This window comes from Micromonospora sp. NPDC005171, assembly GCF_040608575.1.
In the GTDB taxonomy this organism is placed as follows: domain Bacteria; phylum Actinomycetota; class Actinomycetes; order Mycobacteriales; family Micromonosporaceae; genus Micromonospora.
In genome coordinates, this window is record NZ_JBEXIM010000017.1 from 47607 (window position 1) to 63528 (window position 15922).

Here is a 15922-nt window from a genome sequence, read left to right on the forward strand (position 1 = left end):
GTCGGGGGATCCGCCGCGCAGGGACAGCCCGACTTCAAGGAACCCGAGTGGATCAAGCCCGGGGAGCCGCCGGAAGAAGGACAGCGGGTCAGACGGTGACGGGCCGTTCGCTACGTACCGCTGTGGTTTCCGCCCGGGCGATGGGCCCGGCGGGTAGTGCGGCGACCGCGGCCCCGATGGCGACTGCCGCCCCGGCGAACAGGAACGCCCACCGGACGCCGCCGGCGTGGTCCACGATCACGCCGGCCACCGAGCCACCGGCGGCGCTCGACGCGACCGCGACGGTGACCACCCAGGTGTACGCCTCGTTCAACATGCCGGTCGGGGCGATCCGGCCGACCAGGGTGTTCTCCAGGGTCAGCGCGGGCGCGATGGTGGCGCCGCCGGCGACCAGCGCGACACCCAACGCCAGTGGGGTGGGCATCACCGCGAAGACGGCGAAGGTGGCGGCCAGCGCGGCGAGCAGGAAAGCGAACTGTCGGGTCATGTTCGGTGCTGGCTTGCGGACGCCGAACCAGAGCCCACCCATGGCGCTGCCGACCCCCCAGACGGCGAGCAGCACCCCGGCGAGGCTCTCCGGGTCGCCGGTGGCGTGGTCGCTCGCGAAGGCCGGCACGATCACCCCGGCGGCCCCGAACGCGATGCCCAGGCCGGCCACGCAGATCAGCAGGGCCGGGAAGCCGGGGACCCGCAGCGGGCCGAGCCCGCGGGCGTGGTGCTCCTGCGGGTGCGGACGCCAGCCGCGCATGACCCGCCCGAGGGCCACGGCGGTCGTGCCGACCAGGGTGACCACGGCGGCGCCGATCAGCGCGGCCGCGGCGTCGGCGACGAGGACGAAGCCGGCGACGAGCAGCGGGCCGAGCACGAAGACGATTTCGAACAGCGTGGTCTCGGCGGCCAGCGCTGTGTTGCGGAGGGGGTATCGGCCGGAGTTGGGGCTGGTCAGGTCGTTCCAGGCGCCTCGGATGGCGGCGGTGAGCGGCGGGTAGGTGGCGCCGGCCACGCCTGCGGCGAGGTAGATGACGGGGAGGGCGTCGTCGCCGGAGCGGCTGGCCAGCAGCAACCCGATGAGTGCCAGCGGGTGGGCCACGGCGGTGAGCAGCAGGACGGGGCTGGGCCCGACCCGGTCGGCGATTCGTCCGGCCACCGGGCTGAGCGCGGCGCCGGCGAGGGCGTAGATGCCGCCGGCGATGGCGGCCAGCGAGTAGCGCCCGGTCACCTGCTCGACCACCAGGAGCAGCGCCAGCGGGGTCATGCCGATGCCGAGCCGCCCGATGATGCCGGTTATCAGCAGCATGGGCGCGCCGGGGATCCGCCAGACACCCAGGTACTGACGCAGCGCGGTCACCGTGAACCTCCCGAAGATGTAATGAGCGTGAGCCGTTATGACCCTAACGCGACCGCCGGGCGGGTAGACAACGGAAATACAGCACTCCGCCCGTACCCGGCGCGGCCGGCTACGGGCGGAGGCGGTGGATCAGTGGATCAGTGGATCAGTGGATCAGCGCTGGAACTGCACCGGCCCCGAGTTGCGGGCCATCTGCTCCAGCCGGGCGACGCGGTCCTCCATCTTCGGGTGAGTGGAGAAGAGCGCGGCCATGCCGCCGCCCCGGAACGGGTTGGCGATCATGAGGTGGGCGGTGCTGGTGAGCTGGCCCTGGGCCGGCAACGGCCGACGTCGAGCCACTGCATCGATCTTGCGCAGCGCGCTGGCCAGCGCCAGCGGATCGCGGCTCAGCTCGGCGCCCGAGGCGTCCGCCTGGAACTCGCGGCTCCGGCTGATCGCCAACTGGATCACCGTGGCCGCGATCGGGCCCAGGATCAGGGTGAGCAGCAGCACCGCCGGGTTGGGTCGGTCCTCGTCGTCCCCGCCACCCAGCGGAATGAAGAACGCGAGGTTCGCCAGCAGTGTGATGATGCTGGCCAGGCCGGCCGCCACGCTGGAGATCAGAATGTCCCGGTTGTAGACGTGGGACAACTCGTGCCCGATCACGCCGCGCAGCTCGCGGTAGTCGAGGATCTCGGTGATGCCCTGGGTCACGCACACGGCCGCGTGTTGCGGGTTGCGACCGGTGGCGAACGCATTGGGCTGCGAGGTCGGGCTGACATAGAGCCGCGGCATCGGCTGCCGGGCGTCGGTGGCCAACTCCCGCACCATCCGGTACAGCTCGGGGAACTGTGCCTCGGTGACCGGTTGCGCCCCCATCGAGCGCAGTGCGAGTTTGTCGGAGTAGAAGTAGGTGACGCCGTTCATGACCAGAGACACGAGGACGGCGATGACCAGGCCGCCGCTGCCGCCGAACCAGTAGCCCACCGCCAGGATCAGGGCGCTGAGCAGGCCAAGCAGCGCTGCGGTCTTCAGACGGTTGTGGTGCACGATGTCTCCTTCGGTGCACGGATCGCCGGGATCCGCTGACCGGTGTAACAACCCGGTACCCGTCAACCATCCGTCTCAACGCTGAGAGTTGACTGAGACCGGCGTGGGGTCGGTCAGCGGCCGGCCACGTCGAGCACCAGCTGCGGGGCGAACCCGAGCACCACGGCGGCCACCGTCGCCACCGCCAGCACCACCGCCACCACACCCACCACGGGTACGCCCGCAGCGCCGCCGCCATCCAGAACGGCGAGGGGCGGCGGCGACGCCCAGAGCGCGGCGGTCACCCGCAGGTAGTAGGCGAGGCCGATCACGGCGTTCAGCGCCACCACAAGCGCCAGCCAGGCCGCACCACCGTCCAGCAGGGCCCGGACCACCGTCACCTTCGCGAACAGGCCCGCCAACCCCGGCGGCAGGCCAGCCAGACCCACCAGCGCGAGACCGAACGCCGCAGCCCGCCACGGATGCCGCCGGGCTGCCCCGCGCAGGTCGTCAAGCGTGCCGCCGTCGGCACCGGCCGGCCGCAGGGCCGTCACCCCGGCGAACGCGGCCAGCTCCAACACCACGAAGAAGACGGCGTACGCCACGGCGGCCGCGTACGCGGCGGACCGTGCCTCGTCCGTGCGCCCGGCGGCCAGCGCCAACGCTCCCAGCGGGGCGAGGATGTACCCGGCCTGCGCGACGGACGACCAGGCGAGCAGCCGGACGGTCCGCCGCTGACGCAGGGCGACCAGGTTGCCGACGGTCATGGTGAGCACGGCGAGCACGGCGAGCACCGGACCTGTCTGGTCCGCCGGCAGCGCCCGCTGCACCACGGCGAGCAGGGCGACCAGGCCGCCCAGCTTCGACGCGGTGGACAGGTACGCGGCCACCGGCAGTGGCGCGCCGTCGTAGGTGGCCGGCGCCCAGGCGTGGAACGGCACCGCCGCCACCTTGAACGCCAACCCGACCAGCAGCACCGCCACCGCGGCGGTGGTCAACGGCAGGTCCCGCAGCTCCGGTTGCTCGGCGAGCAACGCGCCGAGCCGGTCCAGGTGCAGCCCACCGGTCACCGCGTACAACAGCGCCGCGCCGAGCAGGGTCAGCGTGGTCGCCACCACGCTGACCACGAAGAAGGTCAACGCCGCCTCGGCACTCGCCAGGCTCCCCCGGCGCAGGCCGACCAGCACGTACAGCGGCAGGGTCAGCGTCTCCAGGGCGACGATCAACGTGATCAGGTCGCCGGCGGCGCCGAGCACCACACCGCCGGTCATCGAGCAGGCCAGCAGGAAGGCGTACTCCCCGACCGGTGACCGTCCGGCCCGCAGCGCCGGCAGCGACAGCCCGAGCACGCCCACTGTGAGCAGCGCGACCACCACCCCGACCAGGGCCGCGCGGCCACCGAAGATCCAGGAGCAGCCGGCGCCCACGCAGAACGTCCGCCGCTCGGCGCCCGCCCCGACCAGCGCGGAGCCGACGGCGGTGCCGAGCGCGCCCAGCGCGGCCACCGCGATGGTGGCCCGTGGCCGGGCCACGATCAGATCGGTGAGGAGTACGAGCACGGCCGTGCCGGCGGCCAGGTAGGCCGGCAGCAGCGCGACGCTGTCCACGCTCTGCACGACGTTCATGGTTTGACCACCCCGATCAGGGCGTCGACGGGGGCCTCGGCGACGCCGAGGACCAGCGTCGGCGCCAGCCCGATGGCCAACGCGAGCAACACGAGCGGCACCCAGGCGGTCAGCTCCGCACCGGCCAGCCCGGGGCCGAGCTGCCCGACGGCGGGGCTCGGCCGGTTGTGGGTGACCTGGCGCAACAACCGCAGGAAGTACGCGGCGGTGAGCGCGCCACCGACCGCCGCCAGCACCCCGAGGGTGGTCCAGAGCGGGCCGCCCACCTGCAGTGCGGCGATCACCGCGAACGCCTCGCCCCAGAAGCCGGCCAACCCGGGCAGGCCCAGCGACGCGATCGCCGCGAACGCCAACAGGCCGGCCAACCGGGGCGCGGTCTCCCGCAACCCGGACAGCTCGGCGAGGGTGCCCGTGCCGGTACGGTCCTTCACCGCTCCGGCCAGGAAGAACAGCAGGCCGGTGATCACGCCGTGCGCGACGTTGCCGATCAACGCCGCCTGGATGCCGGTGGCGGTCAGCGTGGCGACGCCGAGCAGCACGAAGCCCATGTGCCCCACGCTGGAGTACGCGATCAGCCGCTTCACCTCCGACTGGGCCAGGCAGACCAGCGAACCGATCAGGATGGCGGCGACGGCCAGCACGCCGAGCACCGGCGCCGCCCAGCGGGCACCCTCCGGCGCAACCCCCACCGCGACCCGGATCAGGCCGTACGTGCCCATCTTGAGCAGCACACCGGCCAACACGACACTGCCCACCGTGGGCGCCTGGGTGTGCGCGTCGGGCAGCCAGGAGTGCAACGGCCACAGCGGGCTCTTCACCGCGAACGCCAACGCGAGCAGTGTGAACGCGGCCAACTGGGTGCCCCGGGACATCCCCGCGCCACCGGTGAGCGTCACCAGGTCGGCGGTGCCGGCGGCGGCGACCACCACGTACACGCCGACCAGCAGCAGCACCGAGCCGAAGAGCGTGTAGAGCGCGAACTTCCGGGCCGCCCGACGCCGGTCCGCGCCGCCCCAGCCGGCGATGATCGCGTACATCGGCAGCAGGACGACCTCGAAGAAGAGGAAGAACAGCACCAGGTCCAGGGCCAGGAAGGTGCCCAGGATGCCGACCTCGACCACCAACAGCAACGCGACAAGCGCCCGGCCGCTGCCGCCGCCCGGCACCCGCCACATCGTGTACGCGCAGCAGAGCAGCGTGAGCAGCGCGGTCAACACCACCAGCGGCCAGGAGATGCCGTCCACACCGAGGTGGAAGCGCAGCTCCAGACCGGGCACCCAGGGCAGATCCAGCTGGTGCCACGGGCGCACCGCCGGGGCGCCGGCCGACCAGGCGACCCAGCCTCGACCGCCGAACACCAGCGGCACCGCGGCCAGCAGGGTCAACGCCGCCGCGATCGTGCCAACCAACCGGGCCGCCCGGTCCCGTGGTGTCGCCGCCACCGCTACCGCACCCAACGCCGGCACCGCCAGCACCGCGACCAGCAACCCCTGCCCGAACGTCATCGGTCCGCCTTCGTTCGCGACTGCGGGGCTCGCAAACCCGGCTCACTCCTCGCGCTCACTGGACCACTCCAAACACGGCGGCGGCCAGGCCGACCAGCAGCGCGCCGGCCAGTACGCCGGCGGCGGCGCGGGGCAGCGCCGCACGGTGCAGCGCGGCCAGCCCCCCGCCCAGACCGGACGCGGCTCGCCCGCTGCCCTCGACCGCGCCGTCCACCACCACCTCGTCACCGAGGCGCGTGGCGCGGGCCAGCGCACGGACGGGGCGTACCACAACGGTGTGCTGGACGTCGTCGAGCCGGAACGCGCGGGCGAAGACCGGCCGCAGCGGACCCAGCGCGACGGCCGGGTCGGCGGCCGTGTCGCGCCGCCAGCCCAGCGTGACCAGCGCGGCGCCGAGCAGCAGGAACGCCAGCGGCAGCAGCGTGCCCGGCCCCAGGTGGACCAGGCCGTCCTCGGAGCCCGCCACCGGGACGGTGGGGAACCGCAGGCGGTCGGCGAACGCCCCGACGAACCCGGCCAGACCGAGCAGCGCGGCCGGCACGGCCAGCAGCAACACCGGCCAGCGCAGCACCGCCGGCGGGTCGTGTGGCCGGACCAGCGGCAGGCGCGGAGTGCCGAAGAAGGCGCGCAGCAGCAGCCGACCCGCGTACCAGGCGGTGACCGCCACACCGATCAGCCCGGCGATCCAGACGATCCAGCCCACCCAGGACGGGGCCGGGCCGGTGCCCTCCAACGCGGCCGACTCGGCGACCGTCAGCACGCCGTCCTTGCTCCAGAAACCGGCCAACGGCGGCACCCCGGCCAGCGCGCCCAGCCCCACCACCGTGCACCAGAACGTCACAGGCATGCTGCGCCGCAGCCCGCCCATTTCCGACATCAGTGTGCTGCCCACGGCGTGGATCACCGCGCCGGCGGCGAGGAACAGCAGCGCCTTGAAGGCGGCGTGGGTGAGCAGGTGGAACAGCGCCGCCGACGGTGAGCCGACCGCCAGCGCGCCGGTCATATAGCCCAACTGGGACACCGTCGACCAGGCCAGCACGCGCTTGATGTCGTCCTGGGCGGTGGCGGCGAGCGCGCCGAGCAGCAACGTGATCGCGCCGAGCACCCCCAGCACGGTCAACGTCACCGGCGCGGCGGTGAACAGCGGGTAGAGCCGGGCCACCGCGTACACCCCGGCGGCGACCATCGTCGCGGCGTGGATCAGCGCGGAGATCGGGGTCGGGCCGGCCATCGCGTCCGGCAGCCAGGTGTGCAGCGGGAACTGCGCGCTCTTGCCTGCCACGCCGGCGAGCAGCAGCAGGCCGGCGGCGGTCAACGTGGCGTGGGAGTGGTCGTGGGCGAGCACGTCGGCGATCCGGAAGCTGCCCGTCGACACGCCCAGCAGCGCGATGCCGAGCAGGAACCCGACGTCACCGACCCGGGTCACCAGGAACGCCTTCATGGCTGCGGCGGGGGCGCCGGCAAGTCGGCGGTCGTGGGCGATCAGGAGGTACGAGCAGAGGCCCATCACCTCCCAGCCGACCAACAGCATGATCAGGTCACCGGCGACCACCACCAGCAGCATCGCCCCGGTGAAGAGGCTGATCTGGGCGGCGTACGGGGGGTAGCGGTGGTCCACGTCGACGTCGTCGTGGGGACCGCGCCGCAGGTAGCCGATCGAGTAGACCTGCACGGCCAGGGCGACAGCGGTGACCGCCACCGCCACCAGCGCGGCGGCGCCGTCCAGCCGTACGCCGAGGGTCACCACCAACCCGCCGAAGTCGACCCAGGTGCTCGACGTCTCCGTCGGCCCGTCGACAGTGAGCAGCAGCGCGACGGCCAGCGCCAACGCACCGGCCGCGCCGGTGACGCCGAGCGTCACGGCGGCCGTCCGGGCCCGGTCGCCGCCGGTCGCGCCGTCGCGCCGAGGGGCCGGTGGCAGCAGCAGGCCGAGCAGCCCGGCGACCAGGGGTACGGCGGGCAGCAGCGCCCCGAACAGCCCGGTCACCGGCCCGCCTCCGAGTCCAGGGTGGCCGGCTCGCGCCCGCCGACGGGATCCGGCGACTCGGTCAGCGGCACGTCGTCCACGGCGACCGTCGCCCGCAGGCGGTAGAGCTGAAGGACGATCGCCAGCCCCACCCCGATCTCGGCGGCGGCGAGGACGATGACGAACAGGGCGAAGACCTGCCCCGAGTGCGGAAGCACCGCGCGGGCGGTGGTGTCCGCGGTGACCAGGATCAGGTTGACCGCGTTGAGCATCAACTCGACCGACATCAGCACCAGCACCGCGTTGCGGCGGCGCAGTACGCCGAACACGCCGAGGCCGAACAGCAGCGCGGCGGTGACGTACGGGATGACCGGCCTCACCGGCGCCCCCCGGGCTCGCTGTCTACCAGGTCAGCTGCCCGGCCGTCGCCGTGCGGGGCGGCTCGGCCGATGTCCGGCCGGGACAGCACGATCGCGCCCACCAGGGCGGAGAGCAGCAGCACCGAGAGCACCTCGAACGGCAGCACCCAGGATTGGAAGATCTGCTCACCCAACCGCTCGGCGGTGCCGGCGCGGGGCAGCGTGACGGTGCTCCAGCGGTACGCGTCGACCAGCAGGGCGGTCAACCCCAGCCCGGCACCGCCACCGATCAGTGCGGCCGGCCAGCCGGGCCGGTCCAGGTCGTCGGAGGCGCCGATCGGAGCCCGGGTCAGCATCACCGCGAACAGCAGCAGGACCACCACCGCGCCCACGTAGATCAGCACCTGCACCCAGGCCACCAGCTCGGCGCTGAGCACCAGGAAGTCACCAGCCAACGCGCCCAGGCACACCACCAGGTACAGCCCGGCCCGGACCAGGTGTTTCGTGGTCACCACCAACACGCCGGCACCGACCGCCACCGCGCCGAGGGCGAGCAGCAGCACATCCGCCCCGGTCACCGGGCCGCCCTTCCCGCTCGGGCGGTCACGACGCCGGGTCCTGGTCGGCGTCGGGGCGTACCGCAGGCGGAGCGGGACGCGCGGCGGCAGCCTTACGCGCGGCGGACGTCTCCTCCTTGGCCGGCTCGCCGTTCGGGTCGTGCGCGGGCGGCGGCGGAACGGTGGCCATCCACTGACCGAGGTGGTCCTTGTCGTGCAGCAGGTCCTTGATGTCGTACTCGGCGTACTCGAACTCCGGTGACCAGTAGAGCGCATCGAACGGGCAGACCTCGATGCAGATGCCGCAGTACATGCAGAGCGAGAAGTCGATGTCGAACTTGTCGAGCACGTTGCGCTGACGGGGGCGGGCGGCGCCGGGCACCGCCACCTCCTCCTTGTGCGAGTCGATGTAGATGCACCAGTCCGGACACTCGCGGGCGCAGAGCATGCAGACAGTGCAGTTCTCCTCGGACAGGGCGATGACGCCGCGCGAGCGGGGCGGCAGGTCAGGGGCCACGTCCGGGTACTGCTGGGTGGTCGACCGGCTGGTCATCGTCTTGAGGGTGACCGCCAGCCCCTTCACCAGGCCCGCGCCGGGAAGGCCGCGTTCGCCGGTGGCACCGCGCTCGCTGGGGTCGCTCATGTCGACCATCCTGCCCTGTGGCCCCGGCGCGCGCGACCACCACCCACAGGTCGACGACCCGAGGGCTTACCCGAGGAGCACGATCACCTGCGGATCGACCGGATCACGCCCCGGGTCCGCCGACGACGGCCGGGGGGAGCATCTCGACGCCGAGTTGTTGCAACAACTGGAACAGCTCGTTGCAGCTCCACACCTCGACGATCCGGCCCGCCGCGTCGAAACGCAGGAACGTCGCCCCCGAGTAGCTGACCACCTGCCCGGTCGGCGGCACCGGCCCGAACTGCCCGACATGGGTGCCGGCGGCCCGCCAGTGCACCGCCACCCGCTCACCGGCCGCGACCACGTCGACGATCTTGTAGCGGAGGTCCGGGAAGGCCGCCCGACGCTCACGGTGCCAGGCCAACGTCGCCTCCGGCCCGGTGCCGCCCAGCCCCGGGCACTCCTCGGCGACCAGCTCGTACGCCGACTCCTCCTGGCGGGCATTCCACACATCGGCGATGAACCGCCGGGCCGCCGCCTCCACATCCGTCATGCCGGCAGAGTATCCGGGACCACTGTGCGCCGTAGATCCGCGAGGATTGGGTAGAGACACTGACCAGACCGGGAGGGCGACGTGGGCGAGGAAAAAGGCGGCAAGTACGTCGAGCCGGGCGGCGAGTTCACCCGCGACCAGCGGTACATCGCCACCCGGATCACCGAGGACGGGCGGGACGGATACCCGGTCGAGCCGGGCCGGTACCGGCTGGCGGTCAGCCGGGCCTGCCCGTGGGCCAACCGACTGATCATCGTGCGGCGGTTGCTCGGTCTCGAGGACGCCATCTCGATGGCGGTGGCCGGCCCGACCCACGACGCCCGGAGCTGGACCTTCGACCTCGACCCGGACGGCCGGGACCCGGTGCTCGGCATCGAGCGCATCCAGGAGGCGTACTTCAAGCGCTTCCCCGGCTACGAGCGCGGCATCACCGTGCCGGCGATCGTGGACGTGCCGACCGGGCAGGTGGTGACCAACGACTACGCGCAGATGAGCCTTGACCTGTCCACGCAGTGGCGGGCATACCACCGCGAGGGCGCCCCGCAGCTCTACCCCGAGCACCTGCGGGAGCAGATCGACGAGGTCAACGCCATGGTGTTCCGGGACGTCAACAACGGCGTCTACCGGTGCGGTTTCGCAGGCAGCAAGGAGGCGTACGACAAGGCGTACCACCAGCTCTTCGACCGGCTCGACTGGCTCACCGAGCGGTTGACCGACCAGCGCTACCTGGTCGGCGACACCATCACCGAGGCCGACGTGCGACTGTTCACCACGCTGGTCCGCTTCGACCCGGTCTACCACGGCCACTTCAAGTGCAACCGGCAGAAGCTGAGCGAGATGCCGGTGCTGTGGGCGTACGCCCGGGACCTGTTCCAGACCCCCGGGTTCGGCGACACCATCGACTTCGACCACATCAAGCGGCATTACTACGAGGTGCACCGGGACATCAACCCGACCGGGATCGTTCCGCTCGGCCCCGACCTGTCCAACTGGCTCACCCCGCACGGTCGGGAAGCGCTCGGTGGCCGCCCCTTCGGCGACGGCACCCCACCCCCGCCGCCCGCCGAGCCGGTAGACCCGGAACACACCCCGCTGCGCTGACCGGAGACTTACCCGCCGCGCGGCGCGGCGCGGCGCGGCGCGCCGTGTGCCGCCCGCTCCGCAAGATCGTGCTCGAACAAGGAAATAGTGGCCTGCGAGCGCGGGGATGCCACTACATCCACGTTCGAGCACGATCTTGGCGCTGGCACCACCGCGGCGGCGCCGCGACGGGCGCGGGGCGCGGCGGGGTTCTACAGGGCGACGCGGACGGCGGCCGTTAGGACCAACTGGGCCAGGGACGCGGGGACCAGCACCAGCCAGCAGAGGCGTTGCAACTGGTCCTCGCGTAGCCGGGGGTAGGACACCCGGAGCCAGATGATCACGAAAGACACCGCGAAGATCTTGAGCAGCGTCCAGAGCCAGCCCAACTGGTCGTCGGCGAACGGGCCCTGCCAGCCGCCCAGGAACAACACAGTGGTCAGCGCGGCGATCACCACGATGCCGACGTACTCGGCGAGGAGGAAGAACGCGAACCGCAGACCTGTGTATTCGGTCATGTAGCCGAAGACCAACTCCGAGTCGGCCACCGGCATGTCGAACGGTGGCCGACGGATCTCGGCCAGCCCGGCGACGAAGAAAATGATCATCGCGGGTGCCTGCCAGAGCAGCCACCACGGCTGCCACGCCTCCACGATGCCGGACAGGCTGAGCGTGCCGGCCGCCATCGCCACCGACGCGGCGGCCAGCACCAGCGGCAGCTCGTAACCGAGCAACTGGGCCGCCCCGCGCAGCCCGCCCAGCAGGCTGTACTTGTTGGCCGACGCCCATGCCGACATCAGCACCGCCACCACCCCGACGCCGACCACGGCCAGCACGAAGAAGAGGCCGATGTCCAACGGTTGCCCGACCAGGTCGTTCGGACCGAGCGGAATGACCAGCAGCACCAGCAGGTAGGGCACCAGGGCCACCGCCGGGGCCAGCCGGAACACCGCCCGGTCCGCCTCGCGCGGCGTGATGTCCTCCTTCTGCACGAACTTGACCCCGTCGGCCACCAGCTGCGCCCAACCGTGGAAGCCACCCGCGTACATCGGGCCGAGCCGGCCCTGCATGTGCGCCATCACCTTGTGTTCGGCCTGGCCGACAAGCAACGGCAGGGTGAGGAACGCGACCACCACGCCGCCGATCCGGAGCACCAGCTCCACCCAGAGCGGCATCAGGCCGTACCCCCGTCGTGGTCGCTCCGGCCAGCGCGGCCCGGCGGCTCCGCGATCGGCTCGCCGCCCGATGCGGCCGAGCCCTCACCAGGGTTGTCCGATGCGGCCGCGCCGGGCGCAGACTCGGCGGCCGGACCCGCACCGGGGGCGGCCTCCTTGGCCTGGCCAGCGCCGGGCACGGCCTCGGCGGCCGGGCCGGCGCCGGGCGCGGGCTGGTCGGCGGGGGTCGGGCCGTCGGCGGTGCCGGCAGGCCGTGGTGTACGCGTCGGACGGGCCCCCGGGGCGGGCCGGGCCGGACGCTCACCGGCCGGTCTGGCCGGGGTGCCGCCGCGCGGGCCCTCCCCCACCCCACCGGCGCCGGCCGGGGTGGGCGTGGGGCCCCACTCGCCCGGAGCGGGAACGCCCGGCGGGCGGATCGGTCGACGCCCGCCGCCGGCCTCGGACTCGCCCGGTTCCTTCGCACCCGGCCAGGGCTTCGCCACACGGGAGGCGAGCACGAACTCCTTACGCAGCGGATGGCCCTCGAACTCCGGGGGAAGCAGCAGCGGCAGCAACTCCCCGTGCCCGGCGAAGTCGATGCCGAACATCTCGTGCGTCTCCCGCTCGTGCCAGGCGGCCCCGGGGTAGACGTCGACCACCGAGGCGACAGTGGGCGCGCCGCGCGGCAACCGGGTACGCAGCAGCAGGCCGTGGCGCAGTCGCGTCGACCAGAGGTGCGCCACCACGTCGAAGCCCTCGGCCAACTCGTCGACGGCGGAGAGCCAGTCGAAGAAGTCGCAGGCCAGCTCGGTGTCGTCACGGGCGGCGGTGAGCGCGGTCAGCCAACTCGCGGGCGGCACGTCGACGGTGGCCCGGGCGAACCGTTGCCCGCCGGCGACCGACGGGGTCGCCTCAACCGGCGCGAGCAGCGCGACCAGTCGAGCGCCGACCTCTTCGGGAGTCATGCCGCTGATCCTAGTGCCGGCCGAGCCCGCGCCTGGCCGCCGCCGATGCCCGGCGATCTGGCGGCTTTGGGCGCGGCGCACGCTCCGGCGGGGAAAGATGAGGGCGTGCGCGCTGTGACGGTGAGACCTGGGGTCGCCAACTCGCTGAACCTCGTCGAGGATCAGCCCGAGCCGGCTGCCGAGGAGGGCTCTGTCCTCGTCGAGGCGTTGGCGGTGGGAATCTGCGGCACCGACCACGAGATCATCGCCGGGGAGTACGGCGAGGCGCCGCCGGGCGCCGACCGCCTGGTCATCGGGCACGAGTCACTGGGCCGGGTGATCGAGGATTCGAGTGGCACCCTGCAACCCGGTGACCTGGTGGCCGGGATCGTCAGGTATCCCGACCCGGTGCCCTGCCCGAACTGCGCTGTCGGCGAGTGGGACATGTGCCGCAACGGTCGGTACACCGAACACGGCATCAAGGCACTGGCCGGGTTCGCCAGGGACCGCTGGCGGGTCGAGCCACGGTTCGCGGTCGCACTCGATCCGTCGCTGGCCCAGGTCGGCGTGCTGCTGGAGCCGACAAGCGTGGTGGCGAAGGCGTGGGACCACATCGAACGGATCGGGCACCGGGCCGAGTGGCAGCCGCAGACCGTCCTGGTGACCGGCGCCGGGCCGATCGGGCTGCTGGCCGCGTTGCTCGGCACCCAGCGCGGGCTCACCGTCCACGTGCTTGACCGGAACACCGAAGGGCCGAAGCCGGAGCTGGTCGCCGGGCTCGGCGCCACCTACCACACGGTGCCGGTCAACGACCTGCCCTTCGAGCCGGACGTGGTGATCGAGTGTACCGGCGCTCCCACTGTGGTCCTCGACGTCATGTGCAAGGCGGCTCCGACCGGGATCGTCTGCCTGGCCGGGGTGTCCAGCGGTGGCCGGAGCATCGACTTCGACGCCGGGGCCCTCAACCGGGCCCTGGTGCTGGAGAACAACGTGGTGTTCGGCTCGGTGAACGCCAACCGGCGGCACTGGAACATGGCGGCGCAGGCGCTCGCCCGCGCCGACCAGGTCTGGCTCGAATCGCTGATCACCCGGCGGGTGCCGGTGAACCGGTACGCCGACGCGTACACCCCCGGGCCGGACGACATCAAGGTGGTGCTGGAGTTCGCGTCGTGAGCGACGCCACCCCCGATCAGATGCCCGGCAGCCGACCGTTGCGGAACAGGTCGACGAAGAGCTGATGGTCCTGGCGGGCGCGCACCCCGTACGCGTGGGCGAAGTCCACCAGGTGGGTGACGAAGCCCGCCTCGTCGGAATCCACCGCCGCGACGATCGCCTCCTCGGTGGAGTAGTCCACCAGGTCGTGACTGGATTCGTCGTCGGCGACCGAGTGCATCCGGGCCACCGCCCGACCAAGGTCGACGAGAACGCCGGTCAGCTCCTCCGGCTCGTTCACGTCCGACCAGTCCAGGTCGGCGGCGTACGGGGAGACCTCGGCGACGAGCTGCCCGGCCCCGTTCAGCTCGGTGAAGCCCAACCACGGGTCGGCGTGCGCCTGCAACGCCCGCTGCGACTCGGCGGTCCGGTGCCCCTGGTGCTGGAAGTAGCCGCGGACCGTCTCGTCGGTGACGTACCGCGCCACGGCCGGCACCTGCGCCTGCTTCATGTAGATGACGACGTCGTTCTCCAGTGCCTGGGTGTGCCCCTCCAGCAGCAGGTTGTACGACGGCAGCCCGGCCGAGCCGATGCCCACCCCCTTGCGCAGCACCACGTCCTTGATCCGCGCCGCCACCGGGCGCAGCTGCGTCGAGGCGACGGGCAGGGTGCCCAGGTAGTCCTGGAAGGCGGCGCTGACCAGGCCCCGGGTGTCGTCGTCGATCTCGAAGACCCCGTCGCCGATGGAGAAGCGTCGCTCGTAGTTGTCGATTGTGGTCTGCGCGGCCAGCAGGTCGACGCGGGTGTTGAGCCGGGCCCGTTGGAGCACCCGGCGCAGCACCCCGTCGGCGTTGTCCAGGGTGATCGAACCGATCGCGTCGTCGCCGCCGGCGGCGATGGCCCGCAGCTCGGTCAGGTATGACCGGGCGAACCCGGCCACCAGTTCCCCGATCGCCGCGTCGGAGAGCGCCTTGCCGTAGCCGAGCAGCGCCACGCTGGCCGCGAGCCGGCGCAGGTCCCAGGTGAACGGCCCGACGTACGCCTCGTCGAAGTCGTTGACGTTGAACACCAGCTGCCCGGAGGCGTTCATGTAGGTGCCGAAGTTCTCCGCGTGCAGGTCACCGTGGATCCACACCCGGCTGGTCCGCTCGTCTGAGAACCGGTCGTCGGCGAAGTCGCCGCGCTGGTCCGCGTAGAACAGCGCGGCGCTGCCCCGGTAGAAGGCGAACGGGGAAGCCGCCATCTTGCGGAACTTGCGGCGGAAGGCGGCCGGGTCGATCGCCATCGACGCGCCGAACTCCTCGGTGAGCACGTCGACGATGTGCGTGGACCGTTGGTCCTCTGAGCTGCTCATAGTGCGCAGGCTAGTGCGGCCGGTCCAGAACGGGGTGGCGAACCGACCATCCATCGATCGTGCTGCCCGCCGGCCGGGCGCGACGAGCGTGACCTCAGGTCGCGGCGGGTGGGCGTACCGGCGGGGCGGTGAGCGAGTCGACCGAGCGCGGGGCGGCGGCCTCACGGGGTGGGGCGTCCAGCGGCGCGGCCAGCACGTCCCGTTGTGGCACACCCCCGATGCCGGACTGCTCGGCGGCGATCTTCTCCTGCAGGCGCAGGATGCCGTGCAGCAGCGCCTCCGGCCGGGGCGGGCAGCCAGGTACGTACACGTCGACAGGGATGAGCTGGTCGACGCCCTTGGTCACCGAGTACGAATCCCAGTAGGGCCCGCCGCAGTTGGAGCAGGCGCCGAACGAGATGACGTACTTCGGCTCGGGCATCTGGTCGTAGAGCCGCTTGATCGCCGGGGCCATCTTGTCGGTCACCGTGCCGGAGACCACCATCAGGTCGGCCTGGCGGGGGCCGTGGGCGAACGGGATCACGCCGAGTCGGATGAAGTCGTGCCGGCCCATGCTGGTGGCGATGAACTCGATGGCACAGCAGGCCAGCCCGAAGTTGAACACCCATAGCGAGTAGCGGCGGCCCCAGTTCAGCACGAACCGGATCGGCTCACCGAGCACTGCCGGCAACTGCACGACGACCCCTCCTGTCCCC

General features: G+C 72.2%; 14 protein-coding genes and 1 pseudogene. 2 read left to right on the plus strand and 13 right to left on the minus strand.

Annotated elements, in window-relative coordinates; translation table 11 throughout:
* Positions 1 to 88 precede the first annotated feature (88 nt).
* The 9 genes from ABZU74_RS20690 to ABZU74_RS20730 form a co-directional block, all read right to left on the minus strand.
* On the minus strand, positions 89 to 1348 hold the full coding sequence (locus tag ABZU74_RS20690) for an MFS transporter (RefSeq protein ID WP_355426153.1): 1260 nt from the start codon (positions 1346 to 1348) through the stop codon (positions 89 to 91).
* Between the two features lie 153 nt (positions 1349 to 1501).
* Complete coding sequence (gene htpX / locus ABZU74_RS20695; RefSeq protein WP_112700485.1) at positions 1502 to 2377, minus strand: zinc metalloprotease HtpX; 876 nt, start codon at positions 2375 to 2377, stop codon at positions 1502 to 1504.
* Between the two features lie 113 nt (positions 2378 to 2490).
* Positions 2491 to 3981 carry an NADH-quinone oxidoreductase subunit N gene (locus tag ABZU74_RS20700; RefSeq protein ID WP_355426156.1) on the minus strand — a complete coding sequence of 497 codons (1491 nt, stop codon included), beginning with the start codon at positions 3979 to 3981 and terminating at the stop codon, positions 2491 to 2493.
* The gene (locus ABZU74_RS20705) at positions 3978 to 5486 is read right to left on the minus strand and encodes an NADH-quinone oxidoreductase subunit M (RefSeq protein WP_355426159.1); all 1509 of its coding nucleotides are present in this window, start codon (positions 5484 to 5486) and stop codon (positions 3978 to 3980) included. Before ABZU74_RS20705 ends, ABZU74_RS20700 begins: the two co-directional genes overlap by 4 nt.
* A 55-nt stretch (positions 5487 to 5541) precedes the next feature.
* A complete protein-coding gene (locus ABZU74_RS20710; RefSeq protein ID WP_355426162.1) occupies positions 5542 to 7473 on the minus strand; it encodes an NADH-quinone oxidoreductase subunit L in 1932 nt (643 codons plus the stop codon).
* Positions 7470 to 7832, minus strand: coding sequence for an NADH-quinone oxidoreductase subunit NuoK (nuoK, locus tag ABZU74_RS20715; protein ID WP_355426164.1), 363 nt, complete (start codon positions 7830 to 7832; stop codon positions 7470 to 7472). The genes ABZU74_RS20710 and nuoK overlap by 4 nt, the downstream gene beginning before the upstream one ends.
* Positions 7829 to 8389, minus strand: a complete 561-nt coding sequence (locus ABZU74_RS20720) for an NADH-quinone oxidoreductase subunit J (RefSeq protein WP_355426167.1) — start codon at positions 8387 to 8389, stop codon at positions 7829 to 7831. The genes nuoK and ABZU74_RS20720 overlap by 4 nt, the downstream gene beginning before the upstream one ends.
* 25 nt (positions 8390 to 8414) lie before the next feature.
* Positions 8415 to 9020, minus strand: a complete 606-nt coding sequence (locus tag ABZU74_RS20725) for an NADH-quinone oxidoreductase subunit I (RefSeq protein WP_355426170.1) — start codon at positions 9018 to 9020, stop codon at positions 8415 to 8417.
* Positions 9021 to 9114: 94 nt separating this feature from the next.
* The gene (locus tag ABZU74_RS20730) at positions 9115 to 9543 is read right to left on the minus strand and encodes an ester cyclase (protein WP_355426173.1); all 429 of its coding nucleotides are present in this window, start codon (positions 9541 to 9543) and stop codon (positions 9115 to 9117) included.
* 81 nt (positions 9544 to 9624) lie between these two features.
* On the opposite strand from ABZU74_RS20730, the gene ABZU74_RS20735 reads away from it, so the two are divergent.
* On the plus strand, positions 9625 to 10644 hold the full coding sequence (locus ABZU74_RS20735; protein WP_355426176.1) for a glutathione S-transferase C-terminal domain-containing protein: 1020 nt from the start codon (positions 9625 to 9627) through the stop codon (positions 10642 to 10644).
* Positions 10645 to 10835: 191 nt separating this feature from the next.
* Here the strand turns inward: ABZU74_RS20735 and ABZU74_RS20740 are convergent, their stop codons facing one another.
* Both ABZU74_RS20740 and ABZU74_RS20745 read right to left on the minus strand, forming a co-directional pair.
* Complete coding sequence (locus tag ABZU74_RS20740; RefSeq protein ID WP_355426178.1) at positions 10836 to 11798, minus strand: complex I subunit 1 family protein; 963 nt, start codon at positions 11796 to 11798, stop codon at positions 10836 to 10838.
* Between the two features lie 362 nt (positions 11799 to 12160).
* Positions 12161 to 12742 (minus strand): annotated as a pseudogene (locus tag ABZU74_RS20745) (NADH-quinone oxidoreductase subunit C); the annotation flags it as partial.
* A 105-nt stretch (positions 12743 to 12847) separates the two neighbouring features.
* On the opposite strand from ABZU74_RS20745, the gene ABZU74_RS20750 reads away from it, so the two are divergent.
* The gene (locus ABZU74_RS20750; protein WP_355426181.1) at positions 12848 to 13894 is read left to right on the plus strand and encodes a glucose 1-dehydrogenase; all 1047 of its coding nucleotides are present in this window, start codon (positions 12848 to 12850) and stop codon (positions 13892 to 13894) included.
* A 16-nt stretch (positions 13895 to 13910) separates the two neighbouring features.
* On the opposite strand, the gene ABZU74_RS20755 is transcribed toward ABZU74_RS20750, so the two are convergent.
* Both ABZU74_RS20755 and ABZU74_RS20760 read right to left on the minus strand, forming a co-directional pair.
* Complete coding sequence (locus ABZU74_RS20755) at positions 13911 to 15227, minus strand: DUF2252 domain-containing protein (protein WP_355426184.1); 1317 nt, start codon at positions 15225 to 15227, stop codon at positions 13911 to 13913.
* A gap of 94 nt (positions 15228 to 15321) precedes the next feature.
* Entirely contained in the window at positions 15322 to 15903 is a 582-nt protein-coding gene (locus ABZU74_RS20760) for an NADH-quinone oxidoreductase subunit B family protein (RefSeq protein ID WP_355005696.1), read from the minus strand.
* Between the last annotated feature and the right edge of the window lie 19 nt (positions 15904 to 15922).

What these genes read in the sequence shown, in the direction of transcription:
- ABZU74_RS20725 (WP_355426170.1), bottom strand. Translation starts at nt 9,020, where the DNA reads ATGGTCGACATGAGCGACCCCAGCGAGCGCGGTGCCACCGGCGAACGC.
- ABZU74_RS20705 (WP_355426159.1), bottom strand. Translation starts at nt 5,486, where the DNA reads ATGACGTTCGGGCAGGGGTTGCTGGTCGCGGTGCTGGCGGTGCCGGCG.
- ABZU74_RS20730 (WP_355426173.1), bottom strand. Translation starts at nt 9,543, where the DNA reads ATGACGGATGTGGAGGCGGCGGCCCGGCGGTTCATCGCCGATGTGTGG.
- ABZU74_RS20755 (WP_355426184.1), bottom strand. Translation starts at nt 15,227, where the DNA reads ATGAGCAGCTCAGAGGACCAACGGTCCACGCACATCGTCGACGTGCTC.
- ABZU74_RS20700 (WP_355426156.1), bottom strand. Translation starts at nt 3,981, where the DNA reads ATGAACGTCGTGCAGAGCGTGGACAGCGTCGCGCTGCTGCCGGCCTAC.
- ABZU74_RS20740 (WP_355426178.1), bottom strand. Translation starts at nt 11,798, where the DNA reads ATGCCGCTCTGGGTGGAGCTGGTGCTCCGGATCGGCGGCGTGGTGGTC.